Source organism: Pseudomonas sp. PB105 (genome assembly GCF_009764655.1).
GTDB classification, from domain to species: domain Bacteria; phylum Pseudomonadota; class Gammaproteobacteria; order Pseudomonadales; family Pseudomonadaceae; genus Aquipseudomonas; species Aquipseudomonas cyclaminis.
Window position 1 is genome coordinate 1 of sequence record NZ_RWIO01000038.1, and the last position, 15,322, is coordinate 15,322.

The 15,322-nt window shown below is 60.4% G+C and carries 14 protein-coding genes; 8 read left to right on the plus strand and 6 right to left on the minus strand.

The features are described 5' to 3' along the window. Window positions 1-250: 250 nt before the first annotated feature. Window positions 251-2,305, minus strand: a complete 2,055-nt coding sequence (gene tkt, locus EJD88_RS08260; protein WP_158877644.1) for a transketolase — start codon at window positions 2,303-2,305, stop codon at window positions 251-253. 175 nt (window positions 2,306-2,480) lie between these two features. Here tkt and EJD88_RS08265 point away from each other — a divergent pair, with 175 nt between their 5' ends. Then, window positions 2,481-2,705, plus strand: coding sequence for a YdcH family protein (locus tag EJD88_RS08265; RefSeq protein ID WP_158877646.1), 225 nt, complete (start codon window positions 2,481-2,483; stop codon window positions 2,703-2,705). Window positions 2,706-2,755: 50 nt separating this feature from the next. On the opposite strand, the gene EJD88_RS08270 is transcribed toward EJD88_RS08265, so the two are convergent. After that, window positions 2,756-4,132 carry a VOC family protein gene (locus EJD88_RS08270; RefSeq protein ID WP_158877648.1) on the minus strand — a complete coding sequence of 459 codons (1,377 nt, stop codon included), beginning with the start codon at window positions 4,130-4,132 and terminating at the stop codon, window positions 2,756-2,758. A gap of 199 nt (window positions 4,133-4,331) precedes the next feature. On the opposite strand from EJD88_RS08270, the gene EJD88_RS08275 reads away from it, so the two are divergent. Next, window positions 4,332-6,959 (plus strand): glucosidase, encoded by a 2,628-nt coding sequence (locus tag EJD88_RS08275; protein WP_178117105.1) that lies wholly within the window; start codon window positions 4,332-4,334, stop codon window positions 6,957-6,959. A 125-nt stretch (window positions 6,960-7,084) separates the two neighbouring features. Here the strand turns inward: EJD88_RS08275 and EJD88_RS08280 are convergent, their stop codons facing one another. Further along, window positions 7,085-7,399, minus strand: a complete 315-nt coding sequence (locus tag EJD88_RS08280; RefSeq protein ID WP_158877651.1) for an SCP2 sterol-binding domain-containing protein — start codon at window positions 7,397-7,399, stop codon at window positions 7,085-7,087. A gap of 56 nt (window positions 7,400-7,455) precedes the next feature. Continuing rightward, a complete protein-coding gene (locus EJD88_RS08285) occupies window positions 7,456-8,166 on the minus strand; it encodes a histidine phosphatase family protein (RefSeq protein ID WP_112195708.1) in 711 nt (236 codons plus the stop codon). Between the two features lie 194 nt (window positions 8,167-8,360). On the opposite strand from EJD88_RS08285, the gene sohB reads away from it, so the two are divergent. Together sohB and EJD88_RS08295 are read left to right on the plus strand one after the other, a co-directional pair. Further along, window positions 8,361-9,386, plus strand: coding sequence for a protease SohB (gene sohB / locus EJD88_RS08290; protein ID WP_158877653.1), 1,026 nt, complete (start codon window positions 8,361-8,363; stop codon window positions 9,384-9,386). Window positions 9,387-9,760: 374 nt separating this feature from the next. Beyond that, window positions 9,761-11,323: a TerC family protein gene (locus EJD88_RS08295; RefSeq protein WP_158877655.1), complete on the plus strand. Its 1,563-nt coding sequence runs from the start codon at window positions 9,761-9,763 to the stop codon at window positions 11,321-11,323. Here EJD88_RS08295 and EJD88_RS08300 read toward each other — a convergent pair. Next, window positions 11,290-11,646 carry a thioredoxin family protein gene (locus tag EJD88_RS08300; RefSeq protein ID WP_158877657.1) on the minus strand — a complete coding sequence of 119 codons (357 nt, stop codon included), beginning with the start codon at window positions 11,644-11,646 and terminating at the stop codon, window positions 11,290-11,292. The two genes, EJD88_RS08295 and EJD88_RS08300, sit on opposite strands and share 34 nt — an antisense overlap. An 85-nt stretch (window positions 11,647-11,731) precedes the next feature. After that, entirely contained in the window at window positions 11,732-11,980 is a 249-nt protein-coding gene (locus EJD88_RS08305) for a hypothetical protein (protein ID WP_158877659.1), read from the minus strand. A gap of 321 nt (window positions 11,981-12,301) precedes the next feature. Here EJD88_RS08305 and EJD88_RS08310 point away from each other — a divergent pair, with 321 nt between their 5' ends. The 4 genes from EJD88_RS08310 to EJD88_RS08325 are packed head-to-tail and all read left to right on the plus strand — an operon-like array spanning window position 12,302 to window position 15,318. Further along, window positions 12,302-13,150, plus strand: coding sequence for a transporter substrate-binding domain-containing protein (locus EJD88_RS08310; protein ID WP_099583189.1), 849 nt, complete (start codon window positions 12,302-12,304; stop codon window positions 13,148-13,150). Window positions 13,151-13,202: 52 nt separating this feature from the next. Continuing rightward, entirely contained in the window at window positions 13,203-13,865 is a 663-nt protein-coding gene (locus EJD88_RS08315; RefSeq protein WP_112195698.1) for an amino acid ABC transporter permease, read from the plus strand. 11 nt (window positions 13,866-13,876) lie between these two features. Continuing rightward, window positions 13,877-14,539, plus strand: coding sequence for an amino acid ABC transporter permease (locus tag EJD88_RS08320; RefSeq protein ID WP_099583191.1), 663 nt, complete (start codon window positions 13,877-13,879; stop codon window positions 14,537-14,539). Then, a complete protein-coding gene (locus EJD88_RS08325; protein ID WP_099583192.1) occupies window positions 14,536-15,318 on the plus strand; it encodes an amino acid ABC transporter ATP-binding protein in 783 nt (260 codons plus the stop codon). Before EJD88_RS08320 ends, EJD88_RS08325 begins: the two co-directional genes overlap by 4 nt. The last annotated feature ends 4 nt before the right edge of the window (window positions 15,319-15,322 follow it).

The window sequence follows — 15,322 nt, forward strand, 5'->3', positions numbered from 1 at the left end:
GGCAGGACGCCGGGTTAGCCGCGCTGGGCCAAGGATGGCCCATCGCGGCGGCCCACGCTCCAAAGCCTGCGTTCGGGCATGCCGAGCCTAGGCGAGGCACCGAGTGGTGGGGCGAGAGCCTTTTGCTTACTTTTGGGCTCTTCCAAAAGTGAGCCGCTGTAAGAGCGGAACCGTAGGTGGTCGTTACCTAAACAACGGATATGTACTCAGACCCATCGCCATCGGGGGCAAGCCCCCTCCCACAGGGTGATCAGTGGCCGGCCAGGTCGATTTGTTGCTTGGCCTGGTTCACCACATGCTCAACCGTAAACCCAAACTTCTCCTGCAACTTGGCCAACGGCGCCGACGCCCCGAAGCTGTTCATCACCACCTTGGCGCCGGTCTGGCCGACATAACGGTCCCACCCCAAAGGCCCGGCCTGTTCCACCACTACCCGCGCTTTCACCGCCGGCGGCAACACGCTGTCGCGATAGGCCTGGTCCTGTTCTTCGAACAACTCCCAGCTCGGCATCGAGACCACCTGCGCGGCAATCCCGTCCTTCTTGAGTTGCTCATAAGCGGCTACTGCAAGGCTGACTTCACTGCCCGTGCCGATCAGGATCACCTGGGGTTCATCCGCCCCCGCCAGCACATAAGCGCCTTTGGCGGCTCCGCAGGCCGAGGCATAGTGCGTGCGATCCAGCGTCGGCAGCGGCTGGCGCGACAGCACCACACAGCTTGGCCGGTGGGTTTGCGCCAGGGCAACTTTCCATAGCTCCAGGGTTTCATTGGCATCGCCCGGTCGCAGGGTCAGCAACCCCGGCGTGGCTCGCAACTGCGTCAGGTGTTCGATGGGCTGGTGCGTCGGCCCATCCTCACCCACGCCGATGGAGTCGTGGGTAAACACAAACACCACCGGCAGTTCCATGATTGCCGCCAGGCGGATCGGCGGTTTCATGTAGTCGCTGAACACCAGGAAGGTCGAGGTGTACGGGCGCAGGTACGACAGTGCCATGCCATTGGCGATGGCGCCCATGGCGTGTTCGCGAATACCGAAATGCAGGTTGCGCCCGCTGTAGTCATCGGCGCTGAAACGCCCGGCGCCGTCGAAGGTCAGGTTGGTCTTGGTCGACGGTGACAAGTCCGCCGAGCCACCGAGCAGCCAGGGGATTTGCTGGGCGAAGGCATTCAGCACTTCGCCGCCCGCCGCCCGGCTGGCGACGCCCTTGGCATCGGCGGCAAAACCCGGCAGGTCAGCCTGCCAGTGCTTGGGCATCTCCCCGGCACGCATCCGCTGCAGTTCATCGGCCAGTTGCGGGTCGAGACGCGACAGGGTCTGGTTCCACTGCTGGAACAACGGTTCGGCGCGGGCGTGCAGCGCATCCCGCAACAGCGTGCGCGCCTCATCCGGCACCAGGAAACTGGAATCCTGCGGCCAGCCATACGCGGCCTTGGTCAGGCGGATTTCCTCGTCACCCAACGGCTCGCCATGGGCGGCGGCGGTGTTGTGCTTGTGGGGCGAGCCGTAGCCGATCACGCTGTCGACCACGATCAGGGTCGGCGCGCCAGTGTTCGCCTGGAAGGTTTCCAGGGCCGCGCTCAGTGCCTGCAAGTCATTGGCGTCGGTGACGTGCAAGGTGTGCCAGCCATAGGCCTGGAAGCGCTTGATCACGTCTTCGCTGAACGCCAGTTCGGTGTGGCCTTCAATGCTGATGGTGTTGTTGTCGTAGATCCAGCAAAGGTTATCCAGCTTCAAATGCCCGGCCATCGACGCCGCTTCGCTGCTGATGCCCTCCATCATGTCGCCGTCGCCGCACAGGGTGTAGACGTTGTAGTCGAACACCACCTGATCGTCGCGGTTGAAACGCTCAGCCAGCCAGCGTTCGGCCATGGCCATGCCCACACTGTTGGCGCACCCCTGGCCGAGGGGGCCGGTGGTGGTTTCCACGCCGGTGGTCATGCGGTATTCCGGATGGCCTGGGGTCTTGGAGTCGGCCTGACGGAACAGCTTGATATCGTCCAGGCTGATTGCCGGCTGCCCGGTGCGCTGGCCATGGGCATCAATCTCCACCACACCGGCCAGGTGCAGCAGCGAATACAACAGCATCGACGCATGCCCCACCGACAACACAAACCGGTCGCGGTTGGGCCAGTCGGGATGCTCGGGGTGATAGCGTAAAAACCGGCTCCACAGGGTGTATCCCACCGGCGCCAGGCCCATGGGCGTGCCTGGGTGGCCGGAGTTGGCCTTCTGCACGGCGTCCATCGCCAGGGTGCGCAGGGTGTTGATGCATAGGGTGTCGACAGTGGTTGCGGCATGAGTCATGAAACCGGTCTCCCTCAAGTGACGATCTACAGTGGAGGGCAGTGCGTGGCGAAGGTTTGATCCCATTGCCGTTGCCGCGACGAACGGGGATGTATTGCGCGCAAACATGACAAGACCTGCTGGAATGGGCTAGCGTCTGGTATGTAGGCCATTGATCAACTTGCGGAGGTACGTCATGCCAGTGAAACACGACCTGTATCAGGATCTGGGTTTGAGCAAGGAAGTCGTTCACGAACGCAGGGCGAGTGATAAACGTCTGGACTCGCTGCTCACGCAATATGCAGCTGCCGACGAGCATGTGCTGGAGGCGGAGTCGCGCAAGGCCGACGACATGGAGGTGGAGGTGCTGAAGAAGAAACGTCTGTTGATCAAAGACGAGATTGTGCAGCGATTGGGTTAAGCCCGGACCGAGCCCCGTGCGGGAGCGGGCAAGCTCGCTCCCGCCGTGGTTTACGCCAGCAATGCCTGGGTGCATGCATCCATCGACCGCTGCTGCGTCTCGCCGTACAACTGCAATTCATCAATAGTCCTGCGCCCCAAGGCCTCCTCGAATTGCGCCTGGTTTGATTGGGCTGCGTAGTGGCTCTGCGCGGCATCCCCCAGGTTCGATTGAAATATCCCCGCCGCACTCACCGGCAGAAAATCCTCATACACCAACGGCTCCACATCCACATGACCGGCGGCGATCAGCGTTTGCAGTGTGCGTGGTTGATCGGCGTGGCCGCGTGCTGCCAGGCCTTTTGGCGTGGCGAAGTAGCGGAAGTACGCCAGGCCTTGTTCGCGCATCTGGTCGTGGTTGTCCGGGAAGGCCTGGAAGTGCTGTTCCATCAAGTGCATGTAGTGAGCGGCGTTGGATTCGTTGGGGAACGCGCCCAACTCGTCGCGGGCGGCGTTCAGCAACTGGTCGTAGAGGGCACGGCCCTTGGGCGTGAGGGCGACGCCGCGTTGTTCGATTTCACCGAAGCGCGCGCTGTGACTGCCTTGGGCGTCGGTAAAGGCGATGGCTTCGTCGAGGGCCTTGAAGCTGGTCTGGCGCAGCAGGATCGGGCACCGGCGGCGCGGTGGGCCTTCGATCACGGCCTTGGGGGTGATGCCCTTGCCGGGCATGGCGGCCTGCACCTGGTCGATGTCCAGGGTGCGTGGGGTGAGGTGGTTGATGTGCGGGCCCTTGAAAGCCACCACATCGGCGATCAGGCGGTGCTGGTCGCTGAGTTGCTGGTATTGCGCGGCGGTGACGGTAGCGGTGTGGTGCCAGCGGAAGGTTTCCAGGGCCTGGCGGATAAATTCGTCGGCTTGGGCGGCGTTGAGGCCGCCTTGTGTTTGCGCCTGTTCGATCAACGCCAAGACGCCGGTGGTGAAGATCGAACGTTTGGCCAGTGCGCTTTCGGCGAAGGCGCGTAGCTCGGGGTTCTCAATCAGTTCCAGGCGCAGCAGTGAAGTGAACACGCGAAACGGGCTGGCTTGCAGCGCGTGTTCGTGCACCGCGCGAAACGCCGTGGAGTGCACCGGCACGCCGGCTGGCGTGAGGTCGTAGTAGCCCACCGGCTGCATGCCCATCACCGCAAACAGGCGGCTGATCGTGGCCAGTTCGGCCGCCGTGCCCAGGCGGATGGCGCCGTGGCGCTCCATGTCCAGGCGCTGGATTTCGCCGGTGCGTTGCAGCTGTTGCGCCAGGCCTGGCTGGCTGTCGAGCACGCGGCCGTTGGTCTCGGCCACCAGTTCCATCAGCGCCCCATACAAGGGGACTTCGTCCCGGTACATATCGGACATGGCCTTGGAAAAGCCCTTGCGGATCTCGTCGGGGCTGACATGTGCGGCACTGGGCATAGAAAATTTCCTGATGACGATGAAGAGGGCGATGGCCTTTTACTGGATTTTGTTGGGCTCCATGAGCGCTTGCAAACGAAGAATCCTCTGGACTTCATTCTGCAAATGAATGAATGGCAGGCTCTGCCAAGTCTTCATGTGCATCCGGGCGCCGATGGGTTCTACACTGCTCCTCACCTTGTAGGCGATGGAGGACCCCATGACGGCCACGCCCGTTACCCAAACGATTGAAGGCCAACGCTTGGCCACCGAAGACGCCGAGCGCTGGCGCGAATGGGGCCCGTACCTGAGTGAACGCCAATGGGGCACGGTGCGTGAAGACTACAGTGCCGACGGCGATGCCTGGACCTACTTTCCCCATGAACACGCGCGCAGCCGCGCCTACCGTTGGGGCGAGGACGGCCTGGCCGGTTTCAGCGACAAGGCCCAACGCTGGTGCCTGGGCCTGGCGCTGTGGAACGAGCGCGACGCGATCCTCAAGGAGCGGCTGTTCGGCCTCAATAACGCCGAGGGCAACCATGGGGAGGACGTCAAGGAACTGTACTTTTTCGTTGATGGCGTACCGAGTCATGCCTACATGCGCATGCTCTACAAATACCCCCATGGCGCCTTTCCCTACACTGACCTGATTACCGAAAACGCCCGTCGCGGGCTGGATGATGCCGAGTATGAAATCCTCGATACCGGCGTGTTTGAGGACAACCGCTATTGCGATGTCAGCGTCGAGTACGCCAAGCAGCAGCCTGACGATATTTTCATGCGTGTCACCGTGCATAACCGCTCGCAGCAGCCGACACGCTTGCAGGTATTGCCTCAGGCGTGGGCGCGTAACGACTGGAGCTGGACCTTTGATGCGCCCAAGCCGCAGTTGTCGATCGACGGCGAGCGAGTATTGGCCCGTCATCATGAATTGCCGGATCGTCATCTGACTGCCTGGGGCGAGGATGGCGTGGAGTGGTTGTTCTGCGAAAACGAAAGCAACGTCGTCAAACTGGACGGGCAAGTGGCGTCGGGGCCGTTCAAGGATGGCATCAATGACTACGTGGTGAGTGGCACTCAATCCACGATTCGCCGGGACACCGGCACCAAGGTCGCGGCGCGCTTCATCCTTGAGCTGGCGGCGGACGAAAGCAAAACCCTGTACCTGCGTTTTGCCCCGGTTGATGCGCCTGCGGTCAATGCGCGCAAGTTGTTTGAACAGCGTCGCCAGGAAACCGACGACTTCTACGCGGCCCTGCAACACGGCATCGCCGATGCTGATGCGCGCAACGTGCAGCGTCAGGCCCTGGCCGGTTTGCTGTGGTCCAAGCAACTCTATTATTTCGACGTGAACCAATGGCTCGACGGCGACCCGGCGCAACCCGCGCCGCCGCCTGAGCGCCTGCATATTCGCAATACCCATTGGCGGCACCTGTCCAACTTCGACATCCTCTCCATGCCCGACACCTGGGAGTACCCGTGGTACGCCTCGTGGGACCAAGGCTTCCAGGCGGTGGCGATGGCGCTGATCGATCCGGGATACGCCAAGCAACAGCTATTGTTGCTGGTGAAGGACCGCTTCATGCACCCCAACGGCCAATTGCCAGCCTATGAATGGCGCTTCGACGACGCCAATCCGCCGGTGCATGCCTGGGCCAGTTGGCGGGTGTACCTGCAGGACAAGGCGTTGACCGGTGTAGGCGATATGGATTTTCTGGAGCGGATTTTCCATAAGCTGCTGTTGAATTTTTCCTGGTGGGTCAACCGCAAGGACGCCGAGGGCCGCAACCTGTTCCAGGGCGGTTTCCTGGGGCTGGATAACATTGCGCTGTTCGACCGCTCGGCGGCATTGCCGGCGGGGTATCAGTTGGACCAGGCCGACGGCACGGCGTGGGTGGCCGCGTATGCGCTGGACTTGATGCGCATCGGCCTGGAACTGGCCAAGCGCAATGCCGTGTACGTGGATATTGCGGTGAAGTTTTTCGAACATTTCCTGTATATCGCCGGCGCCATCAACCGGGTCGACGACAGCGCCGAAGGCCTGTGGGATGAGCAGGACCTGTTCTTCTACGACGTGCTGCACCGCCCCGACGGGCAGAGCGAACCGGTGCGCTTGCGCTCCATCGTCGGCCTGATGCCGTTGTTCGCCGTGTTGGTGCTGGAGCAGCGCGAACATGAAGCGCTGGCGGGGTTGCGCGAGCGATTGCTGGGTTTTATGAAACATCGACCGGATCTGGCCAGGTTGGTCTCACGCTGGAATGAGCCGGGGCAGGGCAATCGCCTGCTGCTGGCGTTGTTGCGCGGTGAACGTACCAAGGACTTGCTGCGGCGCATGCTTGATGACAAGGAGTTCCTCTCGGCCTTTGGCGTGCGCTCCCTGTCCAAGGCGTTCGCCGAGCAGCCGCTGGCGCTGAAGATGAATGGCGACACCCTGTGTGCCCGTTACCAGCCTGGCGAATCAGATTCACGCTTGTATGGCGGCAACTCGAATTGGCGGGGGCCCGTGTGGATGCCGGTCAACTACATGCTGATTGAATCGCTGCGCGAGTTTCATCGCTACTACGCGGATAACTTCTCGGTGGAGTACCCGTCTGGGAGCGGTTATCTGTCATCCCTGGAGGAAGTGGCTGACAGTCTCAGTCAGCGGCTGACCGGATTGTTTCTACGGGATGAAAATGGCTGTCGACCGTCGATGGCGGGGTATTCGCAGTTGGAAGCGGATCCCCTCAGCCGTGACCTGGTGCTGTTCCATGAGTATTTCCATGGCGAGACCGGGCGCGGGTTGGGCGCATCACACCAGACCGGCTGGAGTGCGTTGGTGGCGTTGTTGCTGCAGCCCAAAAATTGAATACCACCGACCCAATGCAGGAGGGGGCTTGCCCCCGATAGCGGTGGATCAGTCAACTCAGAATCGACTGAAAACCGCTATCGGGAGCAAGCCCCCTCTCACAGTGATTCAAGGTTGCCCGTGAATCAGGAAGGAAACAGTTCGCTCAGCTTCATGGCCAGCATCATGTCGCCTTCGGTGCGCAGCTTGCCGCCCATGAAGGCCTGCATGCCGTCAGTCGAGCCGTCGACGATGCCTTCCAGGGTTTCGCTGTCCATGACCAGGGTCACTTGTGCGTCTGGGTTTTCGCCTTCCTGCAGTTCGCAGGTCTTGTCTTTGACGATCAGGGAAAAGTTCTTGGTGTCGTCGATACGGAAACCGAACACCAGGTCCAGACCTTCGGCAGCGCCTGGGTTGAATTTGGCTTTCATTGCTTCTACAGCTTTGGCTACGTCAGTCATGGTTTCGATCCTTTAGGGTAGAGTCCAGTGACCTTGGGGTCACGGTTGGCCGCACTTCATCGAAAGGTGATGAGTTGCGGCGCCTTCAACAGTTGCAAGTGGGTATGCCCGTTGAAGGAAGCCAGTGCCACCTCGCGACCGCGGAATTTCAGCTGGTTGAGCGAGGTGTTAACAATTTGCCAGTTCAGTTCGAACGCCTGGGCGGCAGGCATTCGGGTAATCAGGTGGAGCAGGGCGGTGATGGTGCCGCCGGAGGTGAACACGGCGATTTTCTGTGTGTTGTCCGCGGCTTCAAGAATGCGTTGCAAGCCCCCCTGGACGCGTTCGACAAACCCCAACCAGCTTTCGAGCCCCGGCGTGTCATAAGTGCCGGCCAGCCAGCGCTCGATGATCAGGGCGAAGATGCGCTGGAATTCACTGCGGTTCTGCGCGGCGTTGCGCAGGATGTCCAGGGCGTCGGGTTCGGTGGTGAGCAGGTCGGGGAGCAGGGCGCGGATGATTGCGTCGGCATCGAATTCGTTAAAGGCGCTGTCGGTTTCCAGGACCGGAACCGGCAGGCCAAGGGCACGGTATTGATCGAAGGCAGCCGTGGCAGTGTGCTGCTGGCGGCGCAGGTCGCCCGCCACGCAGCGGTCGAACACCAGGCCCATGTCCGCCAGGTGGCGACCGAGCACGTGTGCCTGCTCCACGCCGACGGGCGACAGGACGTCATAGTCGTCTGCACCGAAGGAGGCCTGGCCATGTCGAATCAGATAGATGCTGCCCACGTCCGTTTTCCCGGTACGTTGAAGTCTGGCGAGGTTATGAGGATGCCAGGGAGCTGTCAATGAAAAAACATACGCTTGTTTTAAAAGCGCATTGGAGGCTGTGCTTGCTGGCGGTTTGATCACTGGCCCGGAGGCGGTGCCGCCGGTATGCTGGGGCAATCCGCGCCGCGCGCACTGCACTTGTAAGGAGCAACATGGATTTTTTGGCCGAATATGCCAGCTTCCTGGCGAAGACTGTCACCCTGGTGGTCGCTATTCTGGTGGTACTGATCAGCTTCGCCGCACTGCGCAGCAAAGGTCGTCGCAAATCCGCCGGCCAACTGCAGGTCAGCAAGCTCAACGATTTCTACAAAGGCCTGCGTGAGCGCCTGGAGTCGAGCCTGCTCGACAAGGACCAGCTCAAAGCCCTGCGCAAGTCCGAAAGCAAAACCGAAAAGAAGAACAGCAAGAAAAAACCCGAGGCCAAGCCACGGGTATTCGTGCTGGACTTTGACGGTGACATCAAGGCCTCGGCCACCGAGAGTCTGCGCCATGAAATTACCGCGCTGCTGAGCCTGGCCACGCCCAAGGACGAAGTGGTGCTGCGCCTGGAAAGCGGCGGCGGCATGGTGCACAGCTACGGCCTGGCCTCGTCGCAATTGGCGCGTATCCGCCAGGCGGGTGTGCCGTTGACCGTGTGCATCGACAAGGTCGCGGCCAGCGGCGGCTACATGATGGCGTGCATCGGCGAGAAGATCATCAGCGCGCCGTTTGCCATCCTGGGCTCCATCGGCGTGGTGGCGCAGTTGCCCAACGTCAACCGCCTGCTCAAAAAACACGACATCGACTTTGAAGTGCTGACCGCCGGCGAATACAAACGCACCCTCACAGTGTTTGGCGAAAACACCGAGAAGGGTCGCGAGAAGTTCCAGGAAGACCTGGATATCACCCATCAACTGTTCAAGAACTTCGTATCGCGTTATCGCCCGCAGTTGGCGATTGATGACGTGGCCACCGGGGAAGTGTGGCTCGGCGTTGCAGCCCTGGACAAACAACTGGTCGACGAACTGCAAACCAGCGACGAATACCTCGCCACCAAGGCTGCGACCGCCGAGGTGTTCCACCTGCATTATGCCGAGCGCAAAAGCCTGCAAGAGCGCCTGGGCCTGGCGGCCAGCGGTTCGGTGGACCGTGTGTTGCTGACGTGGTGGAGCCGCTTGACCCAGCAGCGGTTCTGGTAAGAGGCAGGTAATCCCCTGTAGGAGCGGGCTTGCTCGCGAAGGCGGTGTATCAGTCAAGCATGGACCGACTGGCACTCCACTTTCGCAAGCAAGCCCGCGCCCACATTGGTCCAGCGGTGACTGAGGGAATACAGATCTTGTAATAGTTTTGCGTTGTAGGAAAATTACCTTTCGGCTGTACGATTCAAGTCCTTTTGTCATCGCAGGATTTGCATGAACACCCTCTCGGAGCCCCCCAGTCGTCTTTCCCCAAGACACCTACTGCTGCCGTTCCCGCTGAAACATCCCGTATTCCGACTGCTAACCTTGTCCCGGTCTCCTGACCGCGTCTTGCCGTGTCCGGCATTCTGAAACCTAGATAGAGACTGATATTAATGGAATGGTTAGCGGATCCAACGGCCTGGCTCGGCCTGTTGACCTTGATTGTGCTGGAACTGGTGCTGGGTATCGACAACCTGGTGTTTATCGCGATCCTGGCAGACAAACTGCCGCCGGAGCAGCGTGACCGCGCGCGGTTGATCGGTTTATCCCTGGCGTTGCTGATGCGCCTGGGCCTGCTGGCCAGTATTTCGTGGTTGGTAACCCTCACGCAGCCGCTGTTCGAAGTGTTCGACAAGAGCTTCTCCGGCCGTGACTTGATCATGCTGTTTGGTGGTGTGTTCCTGCTGTTCAAGGCCACCATGGAATTGCATGAGCGCCTTGAAGGGCACGTGGCCCAGCGTACGGGCAATGTGGCTTATGCCATGTTCTGGCCAATCGTGGCGCAGATCGTGGTGCTCGACGCGGTGTTCTCCCTGGATGCGGTGATTACCGCCGTGGGCATGGTCGATGAGCTGGCGGTGATGATGATCGCGGTGATCATTTCCATCGGCCTGATGATCGTGGCGAGCAAGCCGCTGACGCGCTTCGTCAACGCCCATCCGACCGTGATCATGCTGTGCCTGGGCTTTTTGATGATGATCGGTTTTGCCCTGACCGCCGAAGGCCTGGGCTTCCATATTCCGAAGGGTTACCTGTACGCGGCGATTGGTTTTTCGATCCTGATCGAGGTGTTCAACCAGATCGCCCGTGCTCGTCGCAAGAAATCGGCGCAGGGCGTGTTGCCGGTGCGTGAGCGTACCGCCCACGCGGTAATGCGCTTGCTCGGCGGTCGCAGCCTGGCAGTGGAAGAAGTGGGCGAAGAGGTGGCCGACTTGCTGGGTGAGCCGGATACCGCCCAAGGCCCGCTGTTCGACCGCCGCGAACGGGTAATGATCAGCGGCGTGCTGCAATTGGCCGAGCGGCCGATCCGCAGCCTGATGACGCCACGAGCCAAGGTCGACTTTATCGACCTGGCGGACGATGCCGAGACGATTCGCCTGAAGCTGATGCATTCGTCCTACTCACGCCTGCCGTTGATCCGTAATGGCGCGGTGGATGAACCCTTGGGCTTCGTGCACAAGAAGGAACTGCTCAAGGAATACCTGGCCGGTAACGAGCCGAACCTGGAGCACCTGGCGCGTCGGGCAATCAACCTGCTGGAGAGTTTTTCGATCCTCAATGCCCTGGAGCAGATGCGCCAGGAGTCGACCCATATTGCGTTCGTGATCAACGAATTCGGTGATTTTATGGGTGTGTTGAGCATGACCGACATCCTCGAATCCATCGCCGGGGAATTGCCGGATGCCAGTGAGATCGAAGGGCCGGACATTGTCGAGGAGGCTGACGGCTTTCGCGCCAATGGCGCCTTGAACCTCACCCAGGTTCGTCGGCGCACTGGCTTCAAGGCAAGCGCTACCGAGGATTACCAGACCCTGGCCGGCCTGGTGATGAGTCTGCTCGACCGTCTGCCGGTGGTGGGCGATAGCCTGGAGCATGAGGGTTGGCGGTTGACGGTCGCGGCGGTAGAGGAGCGGCGTGTGACTCAAGTTTGCCTGGTGCCGGTGCCTGCGCCGTAACCTTCTTTTCTGGTGTACTGCTCGAAAGCCTTTTTTAGCGCCTGCTCACCCAGGCCGGGAACGGTGTCGAGCAGCGCTTTATTGTGATAGATCAGTAGCATGGGAATGCGATCGACCTCGGGATGGCGAGGGGTTTCGGTACAGTCAAGGATCAGGATTTTAATCCCGCCCTTATACCTCTCGCTCATACGCGTGAAGCGCGGCATTGCGTCAGTGCAAGCCGGGCAAGCATGTGAAATAAATACGACGAAAACCGGCAGCGGCGTATCAAGCGCGCGCTCAAACGCCGCCTTGTCCTCGATCACAGCGTTGACATAGTTCATCGGGCAACCCCCTTCAGCACCTTGGGCTTACGCTAAGGCAGGCGTTTGCGCCGGTCTACTGTCAACTTTCACAGGTAGCAGTGGCTTACACGTCGTTGGCACGCTCTGCGCGTTCCCGGGCCTTACGGGCCTGGCTTGCACATTTTCTGTATTCCTCATTGTCCCTGGAAGCCTTCGCCTGCCGGTAGCCGTGGTGATTCTGGCTGCTGTAGTTGGTATCGAAGGCCTCCTTGAGCTTTTGCAGTTCCTCTTTACATTCGCGGCGGTCGTTACTTGCCGCGGCACTGCCTGCTGCCAGTAGAGCGAGCAAAACCAGGGGGAGACGAAGCTTCATTGGAACCAGTCCTTATTTTCGGGTCTGTGCCAAAGGCTAGCCCAGCTCAGGCGTTTTTCCACGGTGCGAGTGTGCGCGGTAACGGAGCGGTGACGCACCCCGATGGCGCTGTCACTGCTGTGTGAGTCCTTGAGTAGCAATCTGATTCCAGGGGCTGGGCAGACGCCGCCGCTCACGCGCCTATTTATGTAGCTGATTAGCAAGGACTTTATCGAGTCCGTAGTTTTCGCCGAACACGTATGGCACACTTTCTGCTGTCTATTCCGTTGTTACATACTATGTTCCGGTATAGCGGAATACACAACTCCTGGAGTGCCTGTCATGCATCACCGACCTTCCGTGTTCAACGCGTGTGTTTTTCTCTTCGCCGCATCGGCTTCCCTCGCAGGCATTGTGCAAGCGGCGGACAGCAAGCTCGATAACGTGCTCAAACGTGGGCATTTGATCGTGGGTACAGGCAGTACCAATGCGCCGTGGCACTTCCAGGGAGCGGATGGCAAGTTGCAGGGGTTTGATATCGACATTGGCCGCATCGTGGCCAAGGGGCTGTTCAATGATCCGACCAAGGTCGAGTTCGTGGTGCAGTCTTCCGATGCGCGGATTCCCAATCTGCTGACCGACAAGGTCGACATGAGCTGCCAGTTCATCACCGTCACCGCCAGCCGTGCGCAGCAGGTGGCGTTCACCTTGCCGTATTACCGCGAAGGCGTGGGCCTGCTGCTGCCGAACAACAGCAAGTACAAGGAGATTGAAGACCTGCAGGCAGCGGGTGATGGCGTCACCGTGGCCGTGCTGCAAAACGTCTACGCCGAAGAACTGGTGCACCAGGCGCTGCCCAAGGCCAAGGTCGACCAGTACGACAGTGTCGACCTGATGTACCAGGCCGTGAACTCCGGGCGCGCCGATGCTGCCGCCACCGACCAGTCCTCGGTCAAGTACCTGATGGTGCAGAACCCCGGCCGCTACCGCAGCCCGGCCTACGCCTGGAGCCCGCAAACCTATGCGTGCGCGGTCAAGCGTGGCGACCAGGACTGGCTGAACTTCGTCAACACCGCCCTGCATGAAGCCATGACGGGTGTGGAATTCCCGACCTACAAGGCCTCGTTCAAGCAGTGGTTCGGCGTGGACCTGCCTGAGCCGGCAATTGGTTTCCCTGTTGAATTCAAGTGATCCGGAATAACCGGGGTGCCTGTCAAGGCGCCCCAACCAGGTACTGTTGACCATGAACTATCAGTTGAACTTTGCCGCCGTGTGGCGCGACTTCGACACCTTGCTGGCGGGGCTCGGCCTGGGCCTGCAACTGGCATTGCTGTCGATCGCCATCGGCTGCGTGATCGGCCTGCTGATGGCGTTTGCCATGCTGTCCAAACACCGTGCGTTGCGCATCTTCGCCTCGGTGTACGTGACGGTGATCCGCAACACGCCAATCCTGGTGCTGATCCTGTTGATCTACTTTGCCTTGCCGAGCCTGGGCATCCGGCTGGACAAGATTCCCTCGTTCATCATCACGTTGTCGTTGTACGCCGGTGCCTACCTGACCGAAGTGTTCCGCGCCGGGCTGTTGAATATTCCCAAGGGGCTGCGTGAAGCCGGGCTTGCGATCGGCCTCGGCGAGTGGCGTATCCGCGCGTATATCACCGTGCCGGTGATGTTGCGCAATGTGCTGCCGGCGCTCTCGAACAACTTCATCTCACTGTTCAAGGACACCTCGCTGGCCGCTGCGATTGCAGTGCCCGAGCTGACCTATTACGCCCGCAAGATCAACGTCGAAAGCTACCGGGTGATTGAAACCTGGATGGTCACGACCGCGCTCTACGTGGCTGCCTGTTACCTCATTGCCATGCTGCTCCGCTACCTGGAACAGCGTCTGGCGATCCGTCGTTAAGGAGGGTTTCCATGTACGAATCCCCCAGTTGGCTGCATGAATTGTGGATCGCCCGGGACACCCTGTGGGCCGGGTTCCAGACCAGTATCTATTGCTCGGCGCTGGCGATTATCTTCGGCACCCTGATCGGCATCTTCGCCGGGCTGGTGCTGACCTACGGCAAATTCTGGATGCGGGCGCCGTTTCGCCTGTATGTGGATCTGATCCGCGGCACGCCAGTGTTTGTGTTGGTGCTCGCGTGTTTCTACATGCTGCCGGCGCTCGGTTGGCAGATCAGCGCGTTCCAGGCCGGTGCCGTCGGGCTCACCTTGTTCTGCGGCTCCCATGTGTCGGAAATCGTGCGTGGTGCCCTGCAAGCCATTCCCCGTGGACAGTTGGAAGCAGGCAAGGCGATTGGCCTGACGTTTTATCAGTCCCTGGCCTACGTGCTGCTGCCCCAGGCACTGCGGCAGATCCTGCCGACCTGGGTCAATTCCTCCACGGAAATCGTCAAGGCCTCGACCTTGCTGTCGGTGATCGGCGTGGCTGAGTTGCTGCTCAGTACCCAGCAAGTCATCGCACGTACCTTCATGACCCTGGAGTTCTACCTGTTCGCCGGGTTTATGTTCTTTGTCATCAACTACGCCATCGAGTTATTCGGGCGCTACATTGAAAAGCGGGTGGCCTTGCCATGAACCAACCTCAAACAACCGAGCCACTGCTGAACATCCGCGGCCTGCGCAAGCAATACGGCGAGGTGGAAGTGCTCAAGGGCGTCGACCTGTCCATGCAGCGCGGCAACGTCGTGACCTTGATCGGCTCCAGCGGCTCAGGCAAGACCACGCTGTTGCGCTGCGTCAACCTGCTGGAAGAGTTCCAGGGCGGCCAGATCACCCTGGACGGCGAGTCCATCGGCTACAGCGACGTCGGCGGCAAGCGTGTGCGCCACCCCGAACGGGTGATCGCCCAGCACCGGGCGATGACCGGCATGGCCTTCCAGCAGTTCAACTTGTTTCCCCATTTGAGCGCGTTGCAGAACGTGACCCTGGGTTTGTTGAAAGTTAAGAAAATGCCTAAGGACGAGGCCGTTGCACTCGCGGAAAAATGGCTCGACCGCGTAGGACTTCTGGAGCGCCGCAATCACTTCCCCGGCCAGCTGTCCGGCGGCCAGCAACAGCGTGTGGCGATTGCCCGTGCGATTGCGATGAACCCCAGCCTGATGTTGTTCGACGAAGTCACCTCGGCCCTCGACCCGGAGTTGGTGGGCGAAGTGCTCAGCGTGATCAAGGGCCTGGCGGAAGAGGGCATGACCATGTTGCTGGTCACCCATGAAATGCGCTTTGCCTATGAAGTCTCGGACAAGATCGTATTTATGAACCAGGGGCGGATCGAGGAGCAGGGCTCGGCCAAAGATATTTTCGAGCGCCCGCAGTCACCGCGCCTGGCGGAATTTTTGAAGAACATTCGTTTTTAATCAG